18 protein-coding genes and 1 pseudogene are annotated in these 26,979 nt (G+C 47.8%); 15 read left to right on the forward strand and 4 right to left on the reverse strand.

Features of this window, described 5'->3' with window-relative positions; all coding sequences use genetic code 11:
* Position 1 precedes the first annotated feature (1 nt).
* The 5 genes and pseudogenes from ACTHUG_RS03095 to clpP all read left to right on the forward strand — a co-directional run bounded on the left by ACTHUG_RS03095 (position 2) and on the right by clpP (position 5,765).
* Positions 2-334 (forward strand): nucleolar protein, encoded by a 333-nt coding sequence (locus ACTHUG_RS03095; protein WP_440386408.1) that lies wholly within the window; start codon positions 2-4, stop codon positions 332-334.
* 36 nt (positions 335-370) lie between these two features.
* A complete protein-coding gene (locus tag ACTHUG_RS03100; RefSeq protein WP_440386407.1) occupies positions 371-922 on the forward strand; it encodes a hypothetical protein in 552 nt (183 codons plus the stop codon).
* Positions 923-1,209: 287 nt separating this feature from the next.
* Positions 1,210-3,555 (forward strand): annotated as a pseudogene (locus ACTHUG_RS03105) (DNA translocase FtsK); the annotation flags it as partial.
* 188 nt (positions 3,556-3,743) lie between these two features.
* Positions 3,744-5,054 (forward strand): trigger factor, encoded by a 1,311-nt coding sequence (gene tig / locus ACTHUG_RS03110; RefSeq protein WP_070837884.1) that lies wholly within the window; start codon positions 3,744-3,746, stop codon positions 5,052-5,054.
* A 90-nt stretch (positions 5,055-5,144) separates the two neighbouring features.
* A complete protein-coding gene (gene clpP, locus ACTHUG_RS03115) occupies positions 5,145-5,765 on the forward strand; it encodes an ATP-dependent Clp endopeptidase proteolytic subunit ClpP (protein ID WP_049349799.1) in 621 nt (206 codons plus the stop codon).
* A gap of 62 nt (positions 5,766-5,827) precedes the next feature.
* On the opposite strand, the gene ACTHUG_RS03120 is transcribed toward clpP, so the two are convergent.
* Together ACTHUG_RS03120 and clpB are read right to left on the reverse strand one after the other, a co-directional pair.
* The gene (locus ACTHUG_RS03120; protein ID WP_440386406.1) at positions 5,828-7,813 is read right to left on the reverse strand and encodes a site-specific recombinase; all 1,986 of its coding nucleotides are present in this window, start codon (positions 7,811-7,813) and stop codon (positions 5,828-5,830) included.
* Between the two features lie 227 nt (positions 7,814-8,040).
* Positions 8,041-10,614 carry an ATP-dependent chaperone ClpB gene (gene clpB / locus ACTHUG_RS03125; protein WP_440386405.1) on the reverse strand — a complete coding sequence of 858 codons (2,574 nt, stop codon included), beginning with the start codon at positions 10,612-10,614 and terminating at the stop codon, positions 8,041-8,043.
* Positions 10,615-10,873: 259 nt separating this feature from the next.
* On the opposite strand from clpB, the gene trpS reads away from it, so the two are divergent.
* The 3 genes from trpS (at position 10,874) to tpx (ending at position 13,045) form a co-directional block, all read left to right on the forward strand.
* Positions 10,874-11,884, forward strand: a complete 1,011-nt coding sequence (gene trpS, locus ACTHUG_RS03130) for a tryptophan--tRNA ligase (protein WP_440386404.1) — start codon at positions 10,874-10,876, stop codon at positions 11,882-11,884.
* A gap of 84 nt (positions 11,885-11,968) precedes the next feature.
* A complete protein-coding gene (locus ACTHUG_RS03135; protein WP_188211696.1) occupies positions 11,969-12,508 on the forward strand; it encodes a hypothetical protein in 540 nt (179 codons plus the stop codon).
* 42 nt (positions 12,509-12,550) lie between these two features.
* Positions 12,551-13,045: a thiol peroxidase gene (tpx, locus tag ACTHUG_RS03140; RefSeq protein ID WP_440386403.1), complete on the forward strand. Its 495-nt coding sequence runs from the start codon at positions 12,551-12,553 to the stop codon at positions 13,043-13,045.
* 103 nt (positions 13,046-13,148) lie between these two features.
* Here tpx and ftsH read toward each other — a convergent pair whose 3' ends face one another.
* Together ftsH and rlmE are read right to left on the reverse strand one after the other, a co-directional pair.
* On the reverse strand, positions 13,149-15,110 hold the full coding sequence (gene ftsH / locus ACTHUG_RS03145) for an ATP-dependent zinc metalloprotease FtsH (protein WP_440386402.1): 1,962 nt from the start codon (positions 15,108-15,110) through the stop codon (positions 13,149-13,151).
* Between the two features lie 70 nt (positions 15,111-15,180).
* The gene (gene rlmE, locus ACTHUG_RS03150) at positions 15,181-15,801 is read right to left on the reverse strand and encodes a 23S rRNA (uridine(2552)-2'-O)-methyltransferase RlmE (protein WP_150537380.1); all 621 of its coding nucleotides are present in this window, start codon (positions 15,799-15,801) and stop codon (positions 15,181-15,183) included.
* A 112-nt stretch (positions 15,802-15,913) separates the two neighbouring features.
* Between rlmE and yhbY the strand changes: the two genes are divergently transcribed.
* From yhbY to mpl, 7 genes are all read left to right on the forward strand, one after another.
* On the forward strand, positions 15,914-16,201 hold the full coding sequence (yhbY, locus tag ACTHUG_RS03155) for a ribosome assembly RNA-binding protein YhbY (RefSeq protein ID WP_049323205.1): 288 nt from the start codon (positions 15,914-15,916) through the stop codon (positions 16,199-16,201).
* A 219-nt stretch (positions 16,202-16,420) separates the two neighbouring features.
* On the forward strand, positions 16,421-17,848 hold the full coding sequence (locus ACTHUG_RS03160; protein WP_440386401.1) for a tetratricopeptide repeat protein: 1,428 nt from the start codon (positions 16,421-16,423) through the stop codon (positions 17,846-17,848).
* Between the two features lie 592 nt (positions 17,849-18,440).
* Positions 18,441-21,104: a pyruvate dehydrogenase (acetyl-transferring), homodimeric type gene (gene aceE, locus ACTHUG_RS03165; protein WP_440386400.1), complete on the forward strand. Its 2,664-nt coding sequence runs from the start codon at positions 18,441-18,443 to the stop codon at positions 21,102-21,104.
* Between the two features lie 145 nt (positions 21,105-21,249).
* Complete coding sequence (gene aceF / locus ACTHUG_RS03170) at positions 21,250-22,857, forward strand: dihydrolipoyllysine-residue acetyltransferase (protein WP_440386399.1); 1,608 nt, start codon at positions 21,250-21,252, stop codon at positions 22,855-22,857.
* A gap of 77 nt (positions 22,858-22,934) precedes the next feature.
* Positions 22,935-24,719, forward strand: coding sequence for a dihydrolipoyl dehydrogenase (gene lpdA / locus ACTHUG_RS03175; protein WP_440386398.1), 1,785 nt, complete (start codon positions 22,935-22,937; stop codon positions 24,717-24,719).
* 89 nt (positions 24,720-24,808) lie between these two features.
* On the forward strand, positions 24,809-25,147 hold the full coding sequence (locus tag ACTHUG_RS03180; protein WP_003746874.1) for a P-II family nitrogen regulator: 339 nt from the start codon (positions 24,809-24,811) through the stop codon (positions 25,145-25,147).
* Between the two features lie 393 nt (positions 25,148-25,540).
* Positions 25,541-26,917 carry a UDP-N-acetylmuramate:L-alanyl-gamma-D-glutamyl-meso-diaminopimelate ligase gene (gene mpl / locus ACTHUG_RS03185; protein WP_440386397.1) on the forward strand — a complete coding sequence of 459 codons (1,377 nt, stop codon included), beginning with the start codon at positions 25,541-25,543 and terminating at the stop codon, positions 26,915-26,917.
* The last annotated feature ends 62 nt before the right edge of the window (positions 26,918-26,979 follow it).

Consider the following 26,979-nt stretch of genomic DNA (forward strand, 5'->3'; position numbering starts at 1 on the left):
CATGACTTCAACTATCAAACAAGCCGGATACTTCCTCGTATCCTCTTTCGTCTTGGGCATTTCTCTTCACGCAGCCGCCGCAGTTTATTCCTGCGGCAACGGCAGCTATACCTCCGAGCCCAACTCCTCCTGCGCACAGGCCCAATTGCCTAAAATCAGCGGCCATCAAGGCAGCGGTTATCATCTCAACATCCGCAGCCTCAATGCCTCTGATGAACGCGTCAATGCAAAACCCAAGAAAAAGAAGCGCACGGAAAAATCTGACAAACCGAGCAAAAACAAAAACAGTGCAAAAGCCAAAAAACAACAGCCCATGCCGTCTGAACAAGAATAAAATGCTCAACTGCAACGAATCAGCCCTACCTGAATCATGAAAAAATATCTGCTTACCCTATCCTTGCTGCCGCTTGCTGTTTTCAACAGCCAAGCCCACGCCGCAAAAATCTACACCTGTGAAGTCAACGGCTCGATTGTCTATACCTCACGCCCAAGCGGCAACTGCCAAGCCGTCAACGATTTGCCGATTGTCGGCAAATACAGCAGCAGCCGATACGATGCCCCGATCAGCGATGCGCCTACACTCAACGCGCCGACATCACAAACGGCTCCGGCAAAAAGCAAAAATACGGCGGCAAAATCCAACCATAAAGCAACGCCTAAACCTGCCCCCGTCCGCACCGCTTCTGAAACGGCTCCTCCTCCGGTTCCCAAATCCTCCGGCGTCAACAGCCGCCGCTCTATTTTGGAAACCGAGTTATCGAATGAACGCGCGGCTTTGGCCGATGCCAAAAAGCAATTAAGCCAAGCGCGGACAGCCAAAGGCGGCAGCGTCAATCAACAGGCCATCAGTACGCTGCAAGGTGCCGTTTTGGATAGGGAGAAAAACATTCAAGCCCTCCAGCGCGAACTGGGCAGAATGTAAGTTCAAATCAATCAAAACATCAGGCCGTCTGAACAGGTGGAAACGAAATCCAAAATTTTCGTCACGCCAAACAGACGGCCTGAATCCCGTAATGATTACGCCCGTTTCAATTTCTCGCGTCTGGTAAATACGGTATAATTTGCCCTTTACGCACATTACCTCCGGTCTTTTCAGACGGCCTTTATCTCATGACTGCAAAATCTTCTAAAACCCAAACAAAAAAACGTACCTCCAACAAACCGGCTGCCAAACCGACCACACGCAAATCCGCCAAAACACAAACTCAAGCCGACAATAAAGTCTCCCAACGCCTGAAAGCCGCCAAAGAGCTGCAAAGAAACGAAGAAAAAAAAGCGCGCCCCGAACATGTCGTCAACTTGATTAATGATGCCTTATGGCTGTTTGGTTTGGTTATCACCATTTATCTGGCCATTTCCCTGGCCAGTTTCAGCATGGACGACCCTGCATGGTCACGCAGCGTTCCCAAAAGCCATGATGTTGCCAACCTCGGCGGCCTTTTTGGTTCCTATCTTTCCGATGTCGGGTATTATTTGTTCGGCCTGTCATTTTGGTGGTGGATTGTCGCCTCTTGCGTTTTCCTCTACAAAAACTTCCGCCCCATGAAAAAGCAGGAAAACCATAAGCCCTACAATCACGGCGTAGCCGCTTTAGCATTATTCCTCCTGCTGGTGTGCAGCCCGATTATCGAGCACTTCCTGTTTGACAACGCATTGAGCGAATCCCTTCCCGTCGGTGCCGGCGGCTTGGTCGGCTTATTGGCCGGCTCAGGCTTGGCTTGGCTGCTGGGCAAATCAGGCAGCCTGTTGATTATGCTGGTGATGTTGCTGTTGTCCATTTCCCTGCTGGCTCAGGTGTCATGGTTGGAAGTCATGGCCAAATCCGGCAGCCATATGGGCGGCCTGTTTGGCAGCCTGATGAAAAAATTGTCTCAATTCAAAAATAAAAAAGAAGACGTCAGCGCCGAAGCTTTGGAAACCCAAAATACGCGCCGCATGGTTAAAGAAGCCAAAACCATTACCGCTACTCCGGTTGCTCCGTTGGCAGGCAGCAGCAGCAACCGTAAAACCGTTGCCGTATCCGTTGCACCGCCTCCTAAAATCCAAACTTCCCTGTTTGACGATACCGAGCCTAAAAACAACGGCGAATACCACAAACCCAATATGAACCTGTTGCGTATGCCGTCTGAAGAACCGGTTGCCGTCAATCCAGATGAATTGCAACAGACTGCAGAATTGATTGAAACCAAACTGGCTGAATTCGGCATCGGCGTACAAGTTGTTTCCGCCACTTCCGGCCCTGTGATTACCCGCTACGAAATCGAACCAGCACAAGGTGTCAAAGGCAGCCAAATTGTCGCCTTATCCAAAGATTTGGCGCGCTCGATGTCTCTGCAAGCGGTACGCATTGTTGAGACCATTGCTGGTAAAAATACCATGGGCATTGAATTACCTAATGAGAAACGCCAAGACGTGATGTTGAGCGAAATCCTCTCTTCACCCGTATTTACCGACGCTAAGTCCAAACTGACCGTCGCGTTGGGTAAAGATATTGCAGGTACGCCCGTGGTCGGCGACTTGGCAAAAATGCCGCATCTTTTGGTCGCTGGTATGACCGGCTCGGGTAAATCCGTCGGCGTGAACGGCATGATTATGTCCATGCTCTTCAAAGCCACGCCCGACGAAGTCCGTTTTATTATGATTGACCCTAAAATGCTGGAATTGAGCATTTACGATGGCATTCCACACCTGCTCTGCCCGGTTGTAACCGATATGCGCGAGGCAGGACAAGCGTTAAACTGGTGCGTTGCCGAAATGGAAAAACGCTATCGCCTGCTCTCACACGCCGGCGTGCGTAATCTGGACGGCTTCAACCAAAAAATTGAGCAGGCCAAAGCGGCAGGCAAGCCATTACTCAATCCATTCAGCTTAAATCCTGACGATCCCGAGCCTCTGGAAAAACTGCCGTTGATTGTGGTCGTCATCGACGAGTTGGCAGACTTGATGATGACCGAACGCAAATCCGTCGAGCAACAAATCGCACGCCTTGCCCAAAAAGCGCGTGCGGCAGGCATCCATATGATTGTCGCCACCCAACGCCCGAGCGTTGATGTGGTTACTGGTCTGATTAAAGCCAATATCCCGACACGCATGGCCTTTACCGTACAAAGCAAAATCGATAGCCGCACCATTCTTGACCAAATGGGTGCAGACGAATTGCTCAAATACGGCGACTCATTGTTCCTGCAACCGGGCAGCGCAGAACCGACACGCCTGCAAGGTGCGTTTGTTTCCGATGATGAAGTGCATCAAGTTGTCAATTTCATCAAAGAACAAGCGCCGACCAATTATGTGGAAGGCTTGCTCAGCGGTGAAGCGGCCATCGAAACCACCAATATTGTCAATCCGAACGCCAACAGCGATGAACTGTTTGATCAAGCAGTTGCCTTCGTATTGGAAAGCCGGAAGACTTCCATCTCCTCCCTGCAACGCCAATTGCGCATCGGCTACAACCGTGCCGCCAATTTAATAGATGCGCTTGAAAATGCCGGCGTGCTTTCTCCGGCAGATGTCAACGGCAGCCGACGGATTCTGGCGCAAAAAGACCAGCTTTAAAAAACAATGTCAAAGCAAAAAGGCCGTCTGAAAAGAATTTCCTACTTTTCAGACGGCCTTTTTATGTTATTCGTGAAACATTGTGTTATACTAAGCAGCTAAATTTTGACCTTATGCATATTCCCGAAATCCTTCGGGGGATTAAGCAGAAGGATAACCGTTTAACACAACAAATTTAAGGGCTTACGATGAGCGTAACTGTTGAAACTTTAGAAAATCTGGAACGCAAAGTAGTATTGTCTCTGCCTTGGTCCAAAATCAACGCAGAAACTGAGAAAAAACTGAAACAAACCCAACGCCGCGCAAAAATTGATGGCTTCCGTCCGGGTAAAGCACCGTTCAAAATGATTGCCCAAATGTACGGCGCAAGCGCACAAAACGACGTTATCAACGAATTGGTACAACGCGAATTCTACGATGTTGCCGTTGCTCAAGAATTGAAAGTTGCCGGTTACCCACGCTTTGAAGCCGTTGAAGAACAAGACGATCAAGAGTCTTTCAAAGTTGCCGCTATTTTTGAAGTCTTCCCCGAAGTAACCATCGGCGACCTGTCTGCCCAAGAAGTAGAAAAAGTAACTGCAACCGTTGGCGATGCCGAAGTTGACCAAACTGTAGAAATCCTGCGCAAACAACGCACCCGTTTCAACCATGTTGACCGCGAAGCCCAAAACGGCGACCGCGTCATCATCGACTTCGAAGGCAAAATCGACGGCGAACCTTTCGCCGGCGGCGCGTCTAAAAACTACGCTTTCGTATTGGGTGCAGGTCAAATGTTGCCTGAATTCGAAGCCGGTGTTGTCGGTATGAAAGCCGGTGAAAGCAAAGACGTTACCGTAAACTTCCCTGAAGACTACCACGGTAAAGATGTTGCCGGTAAATCTGCCGTATTCACCATCACTCTGAACAACGTTTCTGAAGCCACCTTGCCTGAAGTTAACGCTGACTTTGCTAAAGCTCTGGGCATTGAAGACGGCGACGTTGCCAAAATGCGTGAAGAAGTGAAGAAAAACGTCGGCCGTGAAGTTGAACGCCGCATCGGTGAACAAACCAAAGAATCTGTCATGAACGCCCTGCTCAAAGCGACTGACTTGCAAGTTCCTGTTGCTTTGGTCAACGAAGAAGCGGCCCGCTTGGCAAACGAAATGAAACAAAACTTCGTTAACCAAGGTATGGCTGACGCTGCCAACTTGGATCTGCCTTTGGATATGTTCAAAGAACAGGCAGAACGCCGCGTTGCTTTGGGTCTGATTTTGGCTAAATTGGTTGAAGAAAACAAACTTGAGCCAACTGAAGACCAAATCAAAGCCGTTGTTGCCAACTTCGCAGAAAGCTACGAAGATCCTCAAGAAGTTATCGACTGGTACTACGCAGAGCCTTCCCGCCTGCAAGGCCCGACTTCTTTGGCAGTAGAAAGCAACGTTGTTGATTTCGTTCTGAGCAAAGCTAAAGTAACCGAAAAAGCGCTGTCTTTTGACGAAGTAATGGGCGCACAAGCTTAATTGCTCTAAGGCCGTCTGAAACAGACAATCAAAAGCACCGAAGCGCTTTAAATGGCTTTGGTGCTTTTCCATCATTAACAGGAGACAAAAATGTCCTTCGATTTCAATAACTACCTTGTCCCTACCGTTATCGAACAAAGCGGTCGCGGCGAGCGCGCATTCGACATCTACTCACGCCTTTTGAAAGAGCGCATCGTTTTCTTGGTCGGCCCGGTAACAGACGAATCTGCCAATCTGGTTGTCGCGCAACTGCTGTTTTTGGAAAGTGAAAATCCAGATAAAGACATCTTCTTCTATATCAACTCACCGGGTGGTTCGGTTACTGCCGGTATGTCGATTTACGACACCATGAACTTCATCAAGCCTCATGTTTCTACCTTATGCTTGGGCCAAGCGGCAAGCATGGGCGCATTCTTGTTGTCTGCCGGTGAAAAAGGCAAACGCTTTGCCCTGCCCAACAGCCGCATCATGATTCACCAACCGCTCATCAGCGGCGGCTTGGCCGGTCAGGCTTCCGACATTGAAATTCACGCTAAAGAGTTGCTGAAAATCAAAGAGAAACTGAACCGCTTGCTTGCCAAACATTGTGATCGCGATTTGGCCGATTTGGAACGTGATACCGATCGCGACAATTATATGTCTGCCGATGAAGCCAAAGAATACGGTTTGATTGACCAAGTTTTGGAAAACCGCGAATCTCTACAAGCCTAATCTTTATCGGTTTAAATCAAAGGCCGTCTGAACGTATATATTCAGACGGCCTTTCTCCAATCCTACTTCGTATTGTCTTTATTATTCACTTGAACCGGATACAGCAAAATCAAAGGGTTGGCTTTTACTTGGTTCCAAAAACTTTTCAGCAGATTGCGTATACTGCCCAAACGCGTACCGCGGGAGCGGAGCGCAACAGCCAAAGCCAAAGAAAAGCTGACCACTAAATTTACCATACCGATTGCCAATACGCTTGCCAAGCCGAGTATAAACGTGAATACATCTGCATGGCCGCTGATCGCGGCATAACCTAAATTTGCCGAAGAAAACGCCACATGGCGAATATCCAGCGGCAAGCCGAAAAGATGGCCAAAATAGCCGGTCATGCCTAAAAGCATACCGAAAATAAAATTGCCCATAAGCGAGCCGTAATGCTTATGAATATAAGCGGCCAAACGGCGGCGCGGCTGCGGGCGCATGATTTTTCGTAAAAACGGATTAAACGGCAGGCGCTGACGCAGGTTCAGATAATCGGAACGGTTGTCAAAGAAGCCGGCAATAATCCCTGAACAAAACAACCATACACCGGCAATAGCGGCATACCATAAGGTTGGCTGAGTAAAAATCTCAATAGATTTAAGCTGGTAGGCTGTAACCACCTCATTCAACAAGGGATGGCCATGCGTGTAGGCATAGCCCCAAGCGATCCCCGCCGCCAATAATACAGCAATCGATACATTACCAAATACGGCAACACTTTGCGAACGGCACACGTCAATCAGCAGTTTAGCCAATTTATTGTCCACCGCTTTGCTGCCTTCATTCGAGTCCACCTGTTCGGCAAAGCTCGCTGCCGTCATGGCAGGCTGCTTGGTTGCAACGGTGCAGTGCAACATATGAATCAACATAAAGCCCAAACCATAATTGAGCCCGGCTAAGAATGCAGTAGTAAATTCGCCAAACCCCAAAGACGCAATATGGATTTTATTCAATGCCATCAAAGCAATAATTACGCCGCCGCCTGCTGCGGAATAAAACATTTTGAAATATTCGCTACGGTTGCGCGTAATGTAATGCTCACCATGATGACTTTTGTTTTCCGTAATACTGCGTGCCAGCATTCGGATACTGCTTTTACGCAAGTGGCTGGTGCTGTATTGCTCCACCGCCGCATAAATCATCGCATTCATCAGATTGACAGTTAAGCGGGTGCGGCTGGTTTCGATTTGAATATTGGTCAACAATTTCAGGCGGTCTATGGTTTGTTGCAGGCGTTCGAGCAAGTGGGCAACTTTTACTGACGAACCAGACCCTGCTCCGGTACCACGACGGCGCAAATAGTCAATTTGATTTTCACACTGGTCAAACATAACCTCCAAGTGCGCCGTGTCATAAGTTTCTTCACTATGGCGATAATGTTCCACCATCTTCGCAACTTCGCGCTGTAAAGCGACAAATGCAGAATCCGCTTCCAACAAACGGGGGGCAATCCGTATTAAATCCGGCTCAATCGCTTCGGAAGCAATCCAGATGGACAACATTTCTACCGCACGCAAACGTGCATCTGTCAATTGTCGGCTGGCCGTCTGAAGCAAAGCGGGATCCGCCTTAGCCAACAACAATTCATACATACCCAGCCATTGTCGCAAACTCAGTGTTTGCAACCATTTATCATCGTTTTCAGAATGAAAAAGATATAAAAATACTTCGCGCAAGTTGGAAAAATCTTTATAAGACGGGCTGAACCGCTCATAAATCCGTATGCCCATTTCCCGGGTAAAACTATGGCGCGAGAAAATACCCAGCTTAATCAGCGCAGGATAAATGTGAACTTTAGACAGCCAAGTATAAAAGCGCAGGCTGAATTGACGGCATAAAGCATCATCTTGTTTTAACGTAGATAAAATCAAATCAAAACGTTCGGAGGCCTTCTTTTTGCCTCCCCGGCGCAAAAATTTGATTAAGGCATTGAGGATAAGAACAAAGTCGGTATCGTTTAAGCGCTCCGACAAAATAATGTGAAGATTTTGATTAGTCAGTTTTTGCATTGTAGTATTATTACATTAAATTAGGTATTTAGCAAGAACCTTGGTAAACAAGTCGGATTATAGCGTATTCTTTATCAAACTAAGGTATAAGATTTTGATCAATTTCCCTAGAATTCAAAGAATAATCAAATTACATAACAATTATATAATATGAATCAATAATCAAGAAAGGCCGTCTGAATTCTTTCAGACGGCCTGTTACAACAACATACTACATTAATTTAATCCTATGCAAACAAGAGTTTACCACCCTCTTCTTTAACATGGATTGTGCTATCGGGCGCATATTTGCCTTCAAGCAAGGCTTTTGCCAGCGCATTTTCGATTTCAGACTGAATAGCGCGTTTGAGCGGACGGGCACCATACACAGGGTCGAAACCGGCTTTGGCAATCAGATCCAAGGCAGCATCATCGACTTTCAGATGCAGATGTTGCGCTTCCAAACGTTTTTCCAAACCTTTAAGCTGGATTTTCGCAATGCTGCGGATATTGGCCTGATCCAAACCGTGGAACACGACGACTTCGTCAATACGGTTGATCATTTCTGGACGGAAATGTTCTTTCACATCCTCCATCACAACTTCTTTTACTGCTTCGTAGTCCTGAGTACCCATTTGTTGGATATGTTGGCTACCAATATTGGAAGTCATGACGATAACAGTATTTTTAAAGTCCACTGTACGACCTTGTCCGTCGGTCAAACGGCCGTCATCCAAAACTTGCAGCAAGATGTTGAACACGTCTGGATGGGCTTTTTCCACTTCGTCCAAAAGAATCACGCTGTACGGTTTGCGGCGGACTTGTTCGGTCAGGTAGCCGCCTTCTTCGTAGCCGACATAGCCGGGAGGTGCACCGATTAAGCGGGCAACAGCATGTTTTTCCATGTATTCGGACATATCGATACGAATCAGATGATCCTCACTGTCAAACAGGAAGCCTGCCAATGCCTTACACAATTCGGTCTTACCCACACCGGTCGGGCCTAAGAACAAGAAGCTGCCATAAGGTTTATTCGGATCGGCCAAACCGGAACGGCTGCGACGGATAGCGTCGGACACAGCACGTACGGCTTCGTCTTGACCAACCACACGACGGTGCAATACTTCTTCCATCTTCAGCAGCTTGTCGCGTTCACCTTCCATCATTTTTGACACAGGAATGCCGGTCATACGGGAAACAATTTCAGCCACTTCATCCGCGCCAACTTCGGTACGGAAAAGTTTGTTTTGTTTTTTGCCGTCAGGATTGCTTTCCGCAGCTTGCAACTGTGCGCCCAATTTCGGCAACTCGCCGTATTCGAGTTCGGACGCGCGGGCAAAGTCGCCTTGGCGTTTGGCCTGCTCGATTTTGACTTTGATGTCGTCCATCTGTTTCTTAATGTCGGCGGTGCTGGAAGACGCGGCTTTTTCGGCTTTCCAGATTTCGTCCAAATCGGCATATTCTTTTTGCAGACCGTCGATTTCTTCGTCTATCAGTTCCAAACGTTTTTTGCTGGCGTCGTCGCTTTCTTTGGCAACGTGCATTTTTTCCATTTTGAGCTGGATGATGCGGCGGTCGAGTTTATCCATCTGCTCGGGTTTGCTGTCCAACTCCATTTTGATACGGCTGGCGGCTTCGTCAATCAAATCAATCGCTTTGTCGGGCAGGAAGCGGTCGGTAATGTAGCGGTCGCTCAACTCCGCTGCGGCAACGATAGCGGGGTCGGTGATGTCGATGCCGTGGTGGATTTCATAGCGTTCCTGCAAACCGCGCAGGATGGCGATTGTGTCTTCTACGCTGGGCTCGCCGACCAATACTTTTTGGAAGCGGCGTTCGAGTGCCGCATCTTTTTCGATGTATTGGCGGTATTCGTCCAAGGTGGTCGCGCCGATGCAGTGCAATTCGCCGCGCGCCAAAGCCGGTTTCAGCATATTGCCCGCGTCCATCGCGCCGTCGGTTTTACCCGCGCCGACCAAAGTATGGATTTCGTCGATGAAAATCAGGGTGTTGCCGTCGTCTTTCGCCAAATCATTCAACACACCTTTCAAGCGCTCTTCAAATTCGCCGCGGTATTTCGCACCGGCAATCAATGCCGCCAAATCCAAAACCAGCAGGCGTTTGTTGCGCAGGGATTCGGGCACTTCGCCATTAACAATACGTTGCGCCAAGCCTTCAACAATAGCGGTTTTACCCACACCAGGCTCACCAATCAGCACAGGGTTGTTTTTGGTACGGCGTTGTAATACCTGAATCGCACGGCGGATTTCATCATCACGGCCGATAACAGGGTCGAGCTTACCGTCACGGGCGCGTTGAGTCAGGTCGAGCGTGTATTTTTTCAGCGCATCGCGTTGGTCTTCAGCATTGGCATCGTTCACGTTTTGTCCTCCTCTTACCGCATCAATTGCGGCATTGATGTTTTGTTCGGTTGCGCCGGCATCTTTCAAGATTTTGCCGGTCGCATCATTCTGCTGCACCAAAGCCAACAGGAAAAGTTCGCTGGCGATATAGGCATCGCCGCGTTTGGTTGCAGCCTTGTCCATCAGGTTCAATACAGCTTGCAGCTCACGGCTGGGCATAATATCGCCACCCTGGCCGGACACTTTCGGCAGGCTGCTCAAATGTTGCTGCAAACGCTGTTTCACCTGAGGCACATTCACACCTGCATGAGCCAGTAACGCAGCAGCTCCACTGTTTTGATCATCAAGCAATGCTTTTAAGATAAAGCCGGCCTCGAGATAGCTGCTGTCCGCAGCCAAAGCCAGGCTTTGACCTTCTTGCAGAGCTTGCTGAAATTTAGCAGTCAATTTATCAAATCTCATTTTACGTTCCTCTACAAATATATTTCTGTTGAAGCCTATATAGGCGCAAATGTGGATAACTCAAGAGTTATTTTTTCATTAAATAGTAAATTTTATTTATATTATTGTTTTATATTGATTTATTTTTATAATTTTATGTGTATAACTTTTCTTTTCCATTTGCCCCATACGTAAAAGGCCGTCTGAAAAATCAAGAAGAATCAGGTATAATCGGCAACATATTAATTTTCAGACGGCCTTTGCGCCGAAGGATACTTTCATGAGCAAAAAACGAGTTTTAACAGGCGTTACCACAACAGGCATTCCGCACTTGGGCAACTACGTCGGCGCCATCCGCCCGGCTATCCGCGCGGCGCAGGATGCCAATACCGAATCATTCCTCTTTTTGGCCGACTATCATGGCATCATCAAATGTCATGAGCCGGAAATGATTCATCAATCTACTCAAGCTGTTGCCGCTACATGGCTCGCCTGCGGACTCAATCCGGAACAGACCACTTTCTACCGTCAAAGCGATATTCCCGAAGTAATGGAATTGAACTGGATTCTGACCTGTATTACTGCAAAGGGTCTGATGAACCGCGCACACGCTTACAAAGCCGCAGTACAGGCAAATACCGAAAACGGTCAGGAAGATCCGGATCATGGCGTGGAAATGGGCCTATACAGCTACCCTATCCTTATGACTGCCGACATCCTTATGTTCAATGCCCATGAAGTACCTGTCGGTCGCGACCAAATCCAACACGTCGAAATGGCGCGCGATATTGCCGGACGCTTTAACCACCGCTTCCAAGAACTCTTCACCCTGCCCGAAGTAAAAATCGATGAAAATGTCGAACTTTTGGTCGGCTTGGATGGACGCAAAATGTCCAAGTCCTATGGCAATACCATTCCGCTTTGGGAAAACGATAAAAAAACCCAAAAATCGGTCAACAAAATCATCACCAATATGAAAGAACCCGGCGAGCCGAAACAGCCTGATGAAAGTCCTCTGTTTGAAATCTACAAAGCCTTCTCTACGCCGTCTGAAACTGCCGAATTCACACAAATGCTGGCCGAAGGCCTTGCTTGGGGCGAAGCCAAAAAACTCTTGGGCGCAAAAATCAATGCCGAACTCGCAGAACCGCGCGAGCGTTACAATGAGTTGACAGCCAAACCCTCTCAAATTGAAGATATTTTGCAGGCCGGCGCACAAAAAGCGCGTAAAGAAGCAGGCGAATTGTTGGATAAAGTACGCGATGCAGTAGGTATTCGTCCGTTGAAATAATAATAGTAAGGCCGTCTGAAAATTTCAGACGGCCATAATATCGTTTATTATTTGAAATATAATCATTTTTCTAGGGTTTCTCATATGAAAAAAACCTTTCCTCTTATCTTGCTCAGCCTTTCATTGGCTGCCTGCGGCGGCAAGTCTGAAGATACTGCCGCCAATGATGCTGCTTCAGGCAAAGCGCCTAAACCTACCTTTAAAGTCAAATACATCGATGAACAAGCCATAGCCGGTTTGGATTTAGGTACAGCTCAAGAAGGCGAAACTAAAGAAGGTAAAAAACAACGCACCTATCCGATTAACGGCATAGAGGGCGGCGTTATCAATCTGATTGGCAAGCACCCTAACGACTTAGAAGTCATCAGCGGCCAATGCATGGAAAAAAATGAAAAAGGCGTTTCAGCCGGATGGTCAGCCAACGGCGTCTGCCACACTGCCTTTGCAAAAATGGTGGACAATATTGCCCAAGACGGCGGCAAACTGACCGACTATCTGATTTCACACGCTGCTTTACAGCCTTATACCGAAGGCAAAAGCGGTTATGCCGCCGTTCAAAACGGCCGCTATATTTTGGAAATTGACAGCGAAGGCATGTTCTATTTCCGCCGCCGTCATTACTAAAACCCTGCCCATCCATTTTACCCCTGATATAAGGACTGAATCATGGCTCAAGTTACTTTCCAAGGATCACCTATTTCTACAAACGGTAATTTGCCCGCTATCGGCCAAGTTGCATCTGATTTCACATTGGTAGCAGCAGACCTATCTGAGAAATCATTGGCTGACTTTGCAGGCAAACGCAAAGTGCTGAATATTTTCCCTAGCATTGACACCGGCGTATGCGCCCAGTCCGTCCGCACTTTCAACAAACGTGCCTCGTCTTTGGACAATACCGTCGTCTTGTGCATTTCTGCTGATTTACCGTTTGCACAAGCCCGCTTCTGTGGCTCAGAAGGTTTGGAAAATGTAGTAACACTTTCTACATTCCGCAGCAGCTTTTCTAACGATTACGGTGTTACACTGACAGAAAGCCCATTACGCGGCCTAACTGCCCGTGCAGTGGTAGTTTTGAATGAGCAAAACCAAGTTCTCCACGCTGAGTTGGTTTCTGAAATTGCGAATGAACCTGACTACGAAGCTGCTTTGGCCGTTTTGTAATTAACCAAATAAAATCAGGCCGTCTGAAAATTTTCAGACGGCCTTTAGCTTATCCTCAAAATAAAAACGGCAGCTTAAAAGCTACCGTTTTCTGTTTCAAACCTTATACAGATTTATCTGTTTTTTCTGCTTCTACTGATTCAGCAGTCTGAACCTCATGTTGCTCAACAGGTTCAGCAGCTTCAGCAACAGGCGCTTCAGGCTCTTCTACTTTGTCATCACGGACATTGTGGCTGTAATCTTTAGGCGGGCTAGGCTGTTTACCGGCCATAATTTCCAAAACTTGGTCTCGATCGATGGTTTCCCAATCCATCAGTGCTTTGCACATGGTTTCCATCTTATCGCGATTTTCATCCAAGATTTTGTAAGCCACTTGATATTGCTCATCCAAAATACGGCGGATTTCCGCATCGATATCTTGTTGGGTTTTCTCGGAAATATTTTGAGAACGGGTCACGCTGCGACCCAAGAACACTTCACCTTCGTTCTCAGCATAAACCATCACCCCCATTTTATCGCTCATACCATAACGCGTTACCATCTCGCGTGCCATTTGAGTTGCACGCTCAAAGTCGTTAGAGGCACCGGTAGAGATACGGCCGACAAAAATATCTTCAGCAATACGGCCGCCGAACAAAATTGAGATCTGGCTCAACATTTGGTCTTTGTACATGCTGATACGGTCACGCTCAGGCAGTTGCCAAGTCAAACCTAAGGCACGGCCGCGCGGCATAATGGTTACCTTGTGAACCGGATCGGTAAATGGAAGGCTTTCCGCTACGATTGCATGACCGGCCTCATGATAGGCCGTCGCACGTTTTTCATCTTCATGCATCACCATGCTGCGGCGTTCAGGACCCATATAGATTTTGTCTTTCGCATCTTCAAAGTCGCTTTGATCAACTTTAACTTTATTGCGACGACCGGCAAACAAAGCAGCTTCATTGACCAAGTTTGCCAAATCTGCACCTGAAAAACCAGGTGTACCACGAGCCAAAGAAGTCAAATCTACAGATGCATCCAAAGGCACTTTTTTAGCGTGGACGTTCAAGATTTGCTCACGGCCACGAATATCAGGCAATGGAACAACGACTTGACGGTCAAAACGGCCTGGACGCTGCAATGCAGGGTCAAGTACATCAGGACGGTTGGTTGCTGCAATCACAATAACGGTTTGATTACTTTCAAAACCATCCATTTCAACCAACAATTGGTTTAATGTTTGCTCACGCTCATCATTGCCACCGCCCAAACCGGCACCGCGCTGACGGCCGACCGCATCAATTTCATCAATAAAGATGATGCATGGTGCGTTTTTCTTGGCCTGCTCGAACATATCGCGGACACGGCTCGCACCGACACCGACAAACATTTCTACAAAGTCAGAACCTGAAATACTGAAGAATGGTACACCTGCCTCACCGGCAATCGCTTTGGCCAGTAATGTTTTACCCGTACCGGGGCTACCTGCCAACAAAATACCGCGCGGCACACGACCGCCTAAGCTTTGATAACGATTGGGGGCTTTTAAATAATCTACGATTTCTTGTACTTCTTCTTTTGCCTCATCACAACCGGCAACATCGGCAAAAGTCACTTTATTGGAATCTTTATCCAACAAACGCGCACGGCTTTTACCAAAAGAGAAGGCACCGCCTTTACCGCCACCGCCGCTTTGCATGCGCATGAAGTAGAACCATGCACCAATCAACAACAAAACAGGTAGCAGGCTGTAAAACAGACTGGCCAGCATGCTTGGTTTTTCTTCCGGAGTCACTTTGACGCGTACTTTGTTGTCCAACAGTGTTTTAACCAAGTTGTCATCCAAAGGCGCATTGGTATAGAAGGCAGTTTTATCGGTGCGCTCACCTTTAATCAGATAGCCGCTGACAACAGATCCTTCGATATTGACATTGGATACTTCGCCACTATTAACTTGCTGAATAAATTGAGAATATTCGATTTGCTGTTTATCTTCCTGCTTATCGCTGAGTGCATTGAATGCTGCTAAAAGCATAGCACCACCCACTACCCAGACTAATATGTTTTTAATGGTATTCCCCACTGAACAGGCTCCATGGTTACAAAATAAATAAAATCAAGGGAAAGAATTTTAAAGCACCCACCCTACATTGTCAGCGTTTATTTTTGCCTAATAGGTAAATCTCACTGGAACGATTGCGGGAAGCATCCGGCTTTCGAGTTTGCACACTGGCAAAAATTTCGCGCATTGCCGCCGTATATTCCTGATAGCCCGCGCCTTGAAACACCTTCACCAAAAAACTGCCTCCGGGTTTCAAGTGCTGCGAGGCAAAATCCAAAGCCAGTTCACACAGGTAAAAACTGCGTGCCTGGTCTGTTACGGCATTGCCTGACATATTGGGTGCCATATCACAGATTACAAGGTCTAACGGGCGATTATCCAATAAGGCTTCAAACTGCTCCAAAACAGCATCTTCTCGAAAATCACCCTGAATAAACGAAACGCCTTCAATCGCATCCATCGGTAAAATATCCAAAGCAAACACCGCCCCTGTTTTACCGACCAGCTTGGCTGCCACCTGCGACCAACTACCCGGTGCACTACCCAAATCCGCCAAGACCGTACCCGGCTTGATCAATTTATCTTTCTGATTGATTTCTAATAATTTATAAGCCGCTCGGGCACGATATCCATCCTTTTGTGCCATATGGACATAATGATCGTTGACATGCTCATGCAGCCATGCTTTTGAAGATTTTGAGCGTACAGCCATCTTGGTTTGAAATGCTTAAGTTTAAAACCAGTATTGTACGTTATTTCCCCCGTAAATGTTCTAAATCGCGTACAATATAGCCATTATTCTTTTTAATTGGATACTTATCAAAATGAGCGACAACAAACTAAGCACCAAAGAAATTTTGGCCTTGAAAGCCCAGGCACACCACCTCCATCCCGTTGTTATGGTTGGCCAACAAGGTTTGACTGACTCTGTCATTAAAGAAACCGACGCCGCATTGACAGCACACGAATTGATTAAAGTCCGCGTTTTTGGCGATGACCGTGCAGAACGTATTGAAATTTGCAATGCCCTGTGTGAAACACTGGGTGCCCAACTGGTTCAACACATTGGTAAATTACTTGTTTTATGGCGTAAAAAACCGGACGAAGAGTAATTCGAACTGAACAAACAGCAGAAGTATTTTCTCAACCCACTTTGTTCCATCTTCTGTTGTATTTATGCAGCATAAAACAATTTATTCCATCATTCTAAGTATAAAAATACAAATACGGTTGCCTGTTTTTGTAAATAACCCCAAAATTACAAAATCATAACGGCCGCACCCTGTCGGCCGATTATTTTATCCTTGAATCCTTCATAAACATAAAAAACGATGAATGCTCAACAATATGAAGAATCTTTTCTTCTAGCAGAAAAATTAATCACTCAAGACCCTCCTGACTTTGCACGAGCCATCCCATTGCTCTGCGAGGCAGCAGAAGCCGGGCATATTGAGGCCGCATTTCAGCTAGCAGGATGCCTGATCGAACACCACGAAAATGCGCAAGATTTAGCAATTGCAGTTGAATATTTAAAGCAAGCTGCAAGAGCTGGTCATCCATATGCCCGCTATAATCTTCTCCAGTTACAAGAAAATAATGGAATAGAAATAGAAAAGCTCATTGCAGCCTATCAAGAGCTTGCTGAAGAAGGATTAGCCCCAGCACAACTACGCCTCATGCGTTTATATGCAGATAATGGCAATGACCAAGAAGCAGTCAAATGGGCATTGAAAGCTGCCGAACAGCAAAATCCTCAGGCACAATACTTCTTAGCCCAACATTACCAATATTCCAGCTCTTCTGATTTGGAATATTCTCATAAACTTTATCAACAATCTGCTGCGCAGGGATTTATTGCAGCACACTGGCAACTCGGTCTCCAATACAAATTGGGGCAAGGTGTCGCACAAAATCCTGAAAAAGCAATCGAACATTTACGTATTGCCGCCGATTACGACATTGTTCCAGCGCAAACTTCTCTTGCAGAACTCTTAGCCGCATCAAATCCTGCTGAAGCATTGGAATGGTTTGAAAAAGCTGCTGCACAAGGTGACAGCAATGCGAATGTAGCACTTGCCGAAATCTATCTCCTAGGCAAAAACACCGAACGAGACCCTCAAAAGGCCTATCAGCATGCTAAATTTGCTGCGGATCAAAATGATCCGGAAGGTTTGCGTCTTTTAGGTGATATCTATCGCTACGGATTGGGACGAGCAGTTGATGCAGACACCGCCCGTCAATATTATCAACGCTCGGCTGATTTAGGCAATCTTGCCGCTTACCAAAAACTTCTGTCTGACAGCGCATTGAATAACCAGCAAAACTATGAGCTAACCAAAGAAATCGCCCTCCAACGTCAGGAAGCCGAGCGTCTGTACAAGCTGGCATTTGCAGCACACTATGGCTTAAAACGCAAACAGAATTACGCTGAAGCACTGGAGTTATACCATCAGTCCGCAGAACGTGGGCACAGCAAATCCCAAACCAATCTTGGCATGATGTATTACTGCGGACAAGGTGTACCTGTCGACTACGCCCAAGCTGCAAAATGGTTTGAAGCAGCGGCCAAACAAAGAGACACGATGGCTCAATATAATCTTGCCTGCCTGTATTATCACGGCATGGGTGTAAAAAAAGACATCAACAATGCTTGCTTCTGGCTGCAAGAAGCCATCCAACATGGACATGAACAGCAAGACGTTCTCAAAGAGCTTTTGACTCAATGGAAGCAATTCGCTCAAAAAGGCTCTACCGATTAAAGGCCGTCTGAAATTCTAACTTCCTACATAAATGACATGTCAGCGCTAAAGTAGCCTGTACATGTCATTTTTTTCATTTACCCTTCCTCAACAATCGCCATCCTCAAATCCCATTTCTCCTTAATCTCTTTAGAGTCTTCAGACGACCTATTCTCTTTGTAAAAGACCAGATAATCTAAATTTAATTTTCTATTTACAACAAAATTTGAAAAATATTTTTCGTATACGAATCCATTTACTCAAATATCTGATACTTTTTTACTGTATCCACTCAATATCCCGATTTAAAAACAAGCTCCATAACTCTTTAAAAAAATCCTAATTTCAACGTCTAAATCCTATCAATATCTACAGCACAATTTGCCAGTTTGCCCAATTACTGATAGCATTTGCAGGTTAGCTGGTTTGTAAAAAGTTCAATTCTTTCTGATTTTTTATCAACGGTTATAACGTATTGAAAATATTTCAGTAATTAAAACTTTTTTCGAATTTGACTCTAGGAATTTTCGTTTTTAACTCACATTTGTTGATAAACGAAAATATCGGGGTACTACTCCGTCATTGAAAAACACTCAACACAAGGATAGATATTATGTCCACCCAATTACACGATGTTGACCCAATTGAAACCAAAGAATGGTTAGACGCGTTAAGCTCTGTTTTAGAATATGAAGGTAGCGAACGCGCCCAATACCTGCTGGAAAGTTTGGTCAAATACAGCCGTGACAAAGGCATCCGTATGCCTCACGGCACCACTACTCCATACTTGAACACCGTTTCCGTTGAAGACGAAAAAGGCATCCCTGGCGACCAAAACATCGAACACCGCATCCGTGCATTCGTTCGTTGGAATGCTGCCGCTATCGTTTTGCGCGCAGGTAAAAAAGATTTGGAATTGGGTGGACATATTGCATCTTTCCAATCTGCTGCGACCATGTACGAAGTCGGCTTCAACCACTTCTGGAAAGCTAAAGGCGAAGGCGAAGAAGGCGATTTGGTATTCTTCCAAGGCCACGTTGCCCCTGGCATCTACGCACGCGCTTTCGTTGAAGGCCGTCTGACTGAAGACCAGCTGAACAACTTCCGTCAAGAAGTTGACGGTAAAGGTTTGCCTTCTTACCCTCACCCTCACCTGTTGCCTGACTTCTGGCAATTCCCAACCGTATCTATGGGTCTGGGCCCATTGATGGCGATTTACCAAGCACGCTTCCTGAAATACTTGGAATCTCGCGGCCTGGCCAAAACCAAAGGCCGTAAAGTATGGGTATTCTGTGGCGACGGCGAAATGGACGAACCTGAAAGCCAAGGTGCTATTGCTCTGGCTTCACGCGAAGGCTTGGACAACTTGGTATTCGTCATTAACTGTAACCTGCAACGTTTGGACGGCCCAGTACGCGGTAACGGCAAAATCATTCAAGAACTGGAAGGCAACTTTGCCGGCGCCGGCTGGAATGTTGTGAAAGTCATCTGGGGTCGTCGTTGGGACCGCCTCTTGGCAAAAGACAAAGATGGCATCCTGCGCAAACGTATGGAAGAGTGCTTGGACGGTGACTACCAAACTTACAAATCCAAAGACGGCGCATACGTTCGCGAACACTTCTTCAATACGCCTGAACTGAAAGCATTGGTCGCCGATATGACTGATGACGAAATTTGGGCATTGAACCGCGGTGGTCATGACCCTCAAAAAGTGTACAACGCTTACGACCGCGCTGCGAACCACGCCAACGGCAAACCTACTGTAATCTTGGCAAAAACCATTAAAGGTTACGGTATGGGCGCATCCGGCGAAGGTCAAAACGTTGCCCACCAAGCCAAAAAAATGGACAAAGCATCTCTGAAACAATTCCGTGACCGCTTTGATATTCCTGTGACTGACGAGCAAATCGACAGTGGCGACCTGCCTTACCTGACTTTTGCTCCTGACAGCGAAGAATACAAATACCTTCATGCACGCCGCGAATCTTTGGGTGGCTACCTGCCTCAACGCAACCCTACCCAAGACGTTCTGGAAGTGCCTGAACTGTCAGCATTTGATGCCCAAATGAAATCCAGCGGTGACCGTGAATTCTCCACCACCATGGCTTTCGTTCGCATCCTGTCTACTTTGCTGAAAGACAAAAAAATTGGCAAACGCGTTGTACCTATCGTTCCTGACGAAAGCCGTACTTTCGGTATGGAAGGTATGTTCCGCCAATACGGCATTTGGAACCCTAAAGGCCAACAATACACCCCTCAAGATAAAGACCAACTGATGTTCTACAAAGAATCCGTCGACGGTCAAATCTTGCAAGAAGGTATTAACGAGCCAGGCGCAATGGCTGACTGGATCGCTGCTGCAACCAGCTACGCCAACAGCAACTTTGCGATGATTCCTTTCTACATCTACTACTCTATGTTCGGTTTCCAACGTATCGGCGACTTGGCATGGGCTGCCGGCGATATGCACGCACGCGGCTTCCTGTTGGGTGGTACTGCCGGCCGTACAACGCTGAACGGTGAAGGTCTGCAACACGAAGACGGCCACAGCCATATTCAAGCAGATTTGATTCCAAACTGCGTTTCTTACGACCCGACATTCCAATACGAAGTAGCTGTTATCGTTCAAGACGGTCTGCGCCGTATGTATGCCAATAATGAAGACGTGTTCTACTACATCACCTTGATGAACGAGAACTACGCTCACCCGGATATGCCTGAAGGCGCAGAAGAAAACATCCTGAAAGGTATGTACCTGCTGAAAGCCGGCGGCAAAGGCGACAAGAAAGTTCAATTGATGGGTTCCGGTACCATCCTGCAAGAAGTCATTGCCGGTGCCGAATTGTTGAAAGCCGACTTCGGCGTAGAAGCAGACATCTGGTCTTGCCCATCTTTCAACCTGTTGCATCGCGACGCTATCGAAGTGGAACGCTTCAATCGTCTGAACCCATTGGAAACTGCAAAAGTACCGTTTGTTACTTCTCAACTGCAAGGTCATGACGGTCCGGTTATTGCCGCTACCGACTACATCCGCAGCTATGCCGACCGTATCCGTGCCTACATCCCTAACGACTACCACGTCTTGGGTACTGACGGCTTCGGTCGCTCTGACAGCCGTGCCAACCTGCGCAGCTTCTTCGAAGTTGACCGCTACAACGTTGCCGTTGCTGCATTGAGCGCATTGGCCGAGCAAGGCAAAGTCAGCAAAGAAACCGTTCAACAAGCCATTGAAAAATATGGTATCAAAGCCGATTCAGCCCCTAGCTGGAAACGCTAATTGATGTTTCAGACGGCCTGTTTGCTTCATTCAGACATCAGGCCGTCTGAAAACCGAATGCTTGAATGGTTTGAACAAACTGTACCGATGCCGTGTGAAATAGTTTTTCAGACGGCATCAAACTGAAAATATTAAAGGAACTCAAATGAGTATCGTAGAAATCAAAGTCCCTGATATCGGCGGTCATGAAAACGTCGACATCATCGCCGTAGAAGTTAAAGTAGGCGACACTATTGCCGTTGACGACACCCTGATTACATTGGAAACCGACAAAGCCACTATGGACGTACCTGCTGATGCAGCCGGCGTCGTGAAAGAAGTTAAAGTTAAAGTTGGCGATAAAATCTCTGAAGGCGGCGTTATTTTGACCGTTGAAACCGGTGCTGCCGCTGCTGATGCCGCTACGGCCCCTGCAGCAGAAGCTCCTGCTGCTCCTGCTGCTGCGCCTGCAGCCGCTCCTACCGGAGGCGCTACTGTACAAGTTGTTGTACCTGATATCGGCGGCCACTCTGACGTAGACGTTATTGCCGTTGAAATTAAAGTTGGCGACACTGTTGCAGTTGATGACACCCTGATTACTTTGGAAACCGACAAAGCCACTATGGACGTACCATGTACAGAAGCTGGTGTGGTTAAAGCCGTATTCCTGAAAGTTGGCGACAAAGTATCCGAAGGCTCTGCCATTATCGAAGTAGAAACTGCTGGCTCTGCCGCAGCGACTCCTGCTCCTGCCGCTCAAGCTGCCGCACCTGCACCAGCTGCCGCTCCGGCTCCTGCTGCACCAGCCGCCGCGCCTGCGCCAGCTGCTCCTGCTGCTGCCAAAATCGACGAAGCTGCATTTGCAAAAGCTCATGCAGGTCCTTCCGCACGCAAACTGGCACGCGAATTGGGCGTAGATTTGGGCCAAGTCAAAGGTACCGGTCTGAAAGGCCGTATCATGGGCGAAGACGTTAAAGCCTTCGTTAAATCCGTTATGCAAAGCGGCGCAGGCAAGCCTGCCGCTGCTTCTTTGGGCGGCGGTCTGGACTTGTTGCCATGGCCTAAAGTTGACTTCTCTAAATTCGGCAGCGTCGAAGTTAAAGAACTGTCACGCATTAAGAAAATCTCCGGTCAAAACCTGTCTCGCAACTGGGTTGTGATTCCTCACGTTACCGTACACGAGGAAGCGGACATGACCGAATTGGAAGAATTCCGCAAACAGCTGAACAAAGAATGGGAACGCGAAGGCGTGAAACTGTCCCCATTGGCGTTCATCATCAAAGCCTCTGTTGCTGCGCTGAAAGCCTTCCCTGAATTCAATGCCTCTTTGGATGGCGACAACTTGGTGCTGAAAAACTACTTCAACATCGGTTTCGCAGCCGACACTCCAAACGGCTTGGTTGTTCCAGTGATTAAAGATGTGGATCAAAAAGGTTTGAAACAAATCAGCCAAGAGCTGACCGAATTGTCTAAAAAAGCCCGCGAAGGCAAGCTCAAACCTCAAGAAATGCAAGGCGCATGCTTTACCATTTCCAGCTTGGGCGGTATCGGCGGCACAGGCTTCACGCCAATCGTGAATGCTCCTGAAGTTGCCATCTTGGGCGTGTGCAAATCCCAAATCAAACCGGTTTGGAACGGTAAAGAATTCGCTCCTCGCCTGATGTGCCCATTGAGCCTGTCCTTCGACCACCGCGTCATCGACGGTGCCGCCGGTATGCGCTTTACCGTATTCCTGGCTAACCTGTTGAAAGACTTCCGCCGCATTACTCTGTAATCCGAGCATTTCCAGACGGCCTTTTTACTCAGGCCGTCTGGAAAAGGAAGTCCGAACATCATTCAGAAAGATTAGACATGAGCTTAGTTGAATTAAAAGTGCCCGACATTGGCGGTCACGAAAATGTAGATATTATTGCGGTTGAAGTAAATGTAGGCGACACCATTGCCGTGGACGATACCCTGATTACTTTGGAAACCGACAAAGCGACGATGGACGTACCTGCCGAAGTTGCGGGCGTGGTCAAAGAAGTCAAAGTTAAAGTCGGCGACAAAATCTCCGAAGGCGGCTTGATTGCAGTCGTTGAAGCCGAAGGTGCGGCTACCGCTCCTAAAGCCGAAGCACCAGCTGCTCCTGCACAAGAAGCCCCTAAAGCTGCTGCTCCTGCTCCTCAAGCTGCACAATTTGGCGGTTCTGCCGATGCCGAATACGATGTGGTCGTATTGGGTGGTGGCCCCGGCGGTTATTCCGCTGCATTTGCCGCTGCCGATGAAGGCTTGAAAGTTGCCATCGTCGAGCGTTACAAAACTTTGGGCGGCGTTTGCTTGAACGTCGGCTGTATCCCTTCCAAAGCCTTGTTGCACAACGCTGCCGTAATCGATGAAGTACGTCACTTGGCTGCGAACGGTATCAAATACCCAGAACCAGAACTCGACATCGACATGCTGCGCGCTTACAAAGACGGCGTGGTTTCCCGCCTGACTACCGGCTTGGCAGGTATGGCCAAAGGCCGTAAAGTGGACGTTATCCAAGGTGACGGTCAATTCTTGGATCCTCACCACTTGGAAGTGTCGCTGACCACCGGCGACGTGTACGAGCAAGCGACCCCTACCGGCGAGAAAAAAATCGTTGCCTTCAAAAACTGTATCATTGCAGCAGGCAGCCGCGTAACCAAACTGCCTTTCATTCCTGAAGATCCACGCATCATCGATTCCAGCGGTGCACTGGCTCTGAAAGAAGTACCGGGCAAACTGCTGATCATCGGCGGCGGTATCATCGGCCTCGAAATGGGTACAGTTTACAGTACGCTGGGTTCACGCCTCGACGTTGTTGAAATGATGGACGGCCTGATGCAAGGCGCAGACCGTGACTTGGTGAAAGTATGGCAAAAACAAAACGAATACCGTTTTGACAACATCATGATCAACACCAAAACCGTCGCTGTCGAGCCTAAAGAAGACGGCGTTTACGTTACCTTCGAAGGTGCAAATGCACCTAAAGAACCACAACGTTACGATGCCGTACTGGTGGCTGCCGGTCGTGCGCCTAACGGCAAACTCATCAGCGCTGAAAAAGCCGGTGTTGCCGTAACTGACCGCGGCTTCATCGAAGTCGACAAACAAATGCGCACCAACGTGCCGCACATCTACGCTATCGGCGACATCGTCGGCCAACCGATGTTGGCGCATAAAGCCGTTCACGAAGGCCACGTTGCCGCTGAAAACTGTGCCGGCCACAAAGCCTACTTCGACGCGCGCGTTATTCCGGGCGTAGCCTACACTTCTCCTGAAGTGGCATGGGTAGGCGAAACCGAGTTGTCCGCCAAAGCTTCCGGCCGCAAAATCACCAAAGCTAACTTCCCATGGGCTGCTTCCGGCCGTGCGATTGCCAACGGTTGCGACAATGGTTTCACTAAGCTGATTTTTGATGCTGAAACCGGCCGCATCATCGGCGGCGGTATCGTTGGTCCTAACGGCGGCGATATGATCGGCGAAGTCTGCTTGGCGATTGAAATGGGCTGTGATGCAACTGATATCGGTAAAACCATCCACCCACACCCAACCTTGGGTGAATCCATCGGTATGGCTGCAGAAGTGGCATTGGGTGTATGTACTGATCTGCCGGCTCAGAAAAAGAAATAAGTTCACTCAAATAAAGTTTGAACGAACTTAATGGAACAAAGGCCGTCTGAATGTTTCAGACGGCCTTTTCTCAAATAAGGAGAATTAATATGAAAAAAATCGAAGCCATTATCAAACCTTTCAAACTCGACGATGTGCGCGAAGTCTTGACCGAAATCGGCATTACCGGCATGACCGTCAGCGAAGTCAAAGGCTTCGGCCGCCAAAAAGGCCATACAGAAATTTATCGCGGCGCAGAATACGCAGTTGATTTCCTGCCCAAAGTGAAAATCGAATTGGTATTGGCTGACGACAAAGTTGATCAGGCTGTTGATGCCATTTTGGAAACCGCACATTCCGGCAAAATCGGTGACGGTAAAATCTTCATTTATCCGGTTGAAGAAGCCATCCGTATCCGTACCGGCGAGCGTTCGGATGCCGCGCTTTAATAGAAATCACAAGATACAGAATACAAATGCCGTCTGAAAAAAGTCATGACTTGTTTTAATCAGGGCTTATTTTTCAGACGGCATTATTGAATAACACCCCCCATTTTCTAAAGTCTATCCAAGCAAATCTGTTACTGAAAACCTCACGCTATCAAGCATGGATGAATTCAAGGCAATGCTTCCCTTGACCTTCATGAACGACTTTACCGTATTAAATAACTCTTTTCAAAGTAATACTTGTCCAATCAAAACCTCAACGCCCTTCTTTTAAAATCAAATCCCTCGTATTTTTTTCCTATTCTTATTGTTGCCTAACTTTTCAGACGACCCCTTTATCCAAACTCCGTTATAATGACGGCTTTAAAATTAATTCATTCCCAAGACGGTCTTATCATGAAACACATCCACATTATCGGTATCGGCGGCACATTTATGGGCGGCGTAGCGGCTATTGCCAAAGAAGCAGGTTTTAAAGTCAGCGGTTGCGACGCAAAGATGTATCCGCCGATGAGCACCCAGCTTGAAGCCTTGGGCATAGACGTACATGAAGGTTTTGATGCCGCTCAATTGGACGAATTTAAAGCCGATATTTACGTTATCGGTAATGTTGCCAAACGCGGCATGGATGTGATTGAAGCCATTTTGAATAAAGGCCTGCCTTACATTTCCGGCCCGCAATGGCTTGCTGAAAACGTATTACACCATCATTGGGTACTCGGTGTAGCCGGCACACACGGCAAAACGACTACCGCCTCCATGCTCGCCTGGGTCTTGGAATATGCCGGTCTCGCTCCGGGCTTCCTGATTGGTGGCGTACCGGAAAACTTCAGCGTTTCCGCCCGTCTGCCACAACCCCCGCGCCAAGACCCTAACTCAAAATCCCCATTCTTCGTTATCGAAGCCGACGAATACGATACTGCCTTTTTTGACAAACGCTCCAAATTCGTACACTACCGTCCGCGTACCGCCATTTTGAACAATCTTGAATTCGACCACGCCGACATTTTTGCCGATTTGGGCGCCATTCAAACCCAATTCCATCATTTGGTACGCACCGTGCCGTCTGAAGGCCTCATCGTCTGCAACGGCCAACAGCAAAGCCTGCAAGATACTCTGGATAAAGGCTGCTGGACGCCCGTAGAAAAATTTGGTACCGAACAAGGCTGGCAGGTTGGTACCGTCCATGCCGACGGCTCGTTCGACGTACGTCATCACGGCGAAACAGTCGGACACGTCGCGTGGGAACTGATGGGCGAACACAACCGCATGAACGCACTCGCCGTCATCTCTGCCGCGCGTCATGCCGGCGTCGATATTCAGACGGCCTGTGAAGCTTTGAGCGCGTTTAAAAATGTCAAACGCCGTATGGAAATCAAAGGCACGGTGAACGGCATCACTGTTTACGACGACTTTGCCCACCACCCGACCGCCATCGAAACCACTATCGAAGGCCTGCGCCAGCGCGTCGGAAACGCCCGTATCCTCGCCGTCCTCGAGCCGCGTTCCAATACCATGAAGCTTGGCACGATGAAAGCCGCCCTGCCCGAAAGCCTCAAAGATGCCGACCAAGTGTTCTGCTACGCCGGCGGTGTGGACTGGGACGTCGCCGAAGCCCTCGCGCCTTTAGGCGGCAAGCTGCATGTCGGCAAAGACTTCGATGCCTTTGTTGCCGAAATCGTGAAAAATGCCGAAGCAGGCGACCATATTTTGGTCATGAGCAACGGCAGTTTCGGCGGAATACACGGAAAGCTGTTGGAAGCGTTGAAATAAGCCTTTTCCAATAACCAAGGCCGTCTGAAACTGTTTCAGACGGCCTTTTATCATGTGCCAAT

The sequence above is a fragment of the Neisseria sp. P0022.S009 genome (genome assembly GCF_051956675.1).
Lineage (GTDB): Bacteria > Pseudomonadota > Gammaproteobacteria > Burkholderiales > Neisseriaceae > Neisseria.

Coding starts and splice junctions, on each gene's coding strand:
- trpS (WP_440386404.1), top strand. CDS start 10,874: ATGAGCAAAAAACGAGTTTTAACAGGCGTTACCACAACAGGCATTCCG.
- clpB (WP_440386405.1), bottom strand. CDS start 10,614: ATGAGATTTGATAAATTGACTGCTAAATTTCAGCAAGCTCTGCAAGAA.
- ACTHUG_RS03135 (WP_188211696.1), top strand. CDS start 11,969: ATGAAAAAAACCTTTCCTCTTATCTTGCTCAGCCTTTCATTGGCTGCC.
- tig (WP_070837884.1), top strand. CDS start 3,744: ATGAGCGTAACTGTTGAAACTTTAGAAAATCTGGAACGCAAAGTAGTA.
- ACTHUG_RS03095 (WP_440386408.1), top strand. CDS start 2: ATGACTTCAACTATCAAACAAGCCGGATACTTCCTCGTATCCTCTTTC.
- ACTHUG_RS03180 (WP_003746874.1), top strand. CDS start 24,809: ATGAAAAAAATCGAAGCCATTATCAAACCTTTCAAACTCGACGATGTG.
- ACTHUG_RS03160 (WP_440386401.1), top strand. CDS start 16,421: ATGAATGCTCAACAATATGAAGAATCTTTTCTTCTAGCAGAAAAATTA.
- mpl (WP_440386397.1), top strand. CDS start 25,541: ATGAAACACATCCACATTATCGGTATCGGCGGCACATTTATGGGCGGC.
- ACTHUG_RS03120 (WP_440386406.1), bottom strand. CDS start 7,813: ATGCAAAAACTGACTAATCAAAATCTTCACATTATTTTGTCGGAGCGC.
- lpdA (WP_440386398.1), top strand. CDS start 22,935: ATGAGCTTAGTTGAATTAAAAGTGCCCGACATTGGCGGTCACGAAAAT.
- yhbY (WP_049323205.1), top strand. CDS start 15,914: ATGAGCGACAACAAACTAAGCACCAAAGAAATTTTGGCCTTGAAAGCC.
- tpx (WP_440386403.1), top strand. CDS start 12,551: ATGGCTCAAGTTACTTTCCAAGGATCACCTATTTCTACAAACGGTAAT.
- ACTHUG_RS03100 (WP_440386407.1), top strand. CDS start 371: ATGAAAAAATATCTGCTTACCCTATCCTTGCTGCCGCTTGCTGTTTTC.
- aceF (WP_440386399.1), top strand. CDS start 21,250: ATGAGTATCGTAGAAATCAAAGTCCCTGATATCGGCGGTCATGAAAAC.
- clpP (WP_049349799.1), top strand. CDS start 5,145: ATGTCCTTCGATTTCAATAACTACCTTGTCCCTACCGTTATCGAACAA.
- rlmE (WP_150537380.1), bottom strand. CDS start 15,801: ATGGCTGTACGCTCAAAATCTTCAAAAGCATGGCTGCATGAGCATGTC.
- aceE (WP_440386400.1), top strand. CDS start 18,441: ATGTCCACCCAATTACACGATGTTGACCCAATTGAAACCAAAGAATGG.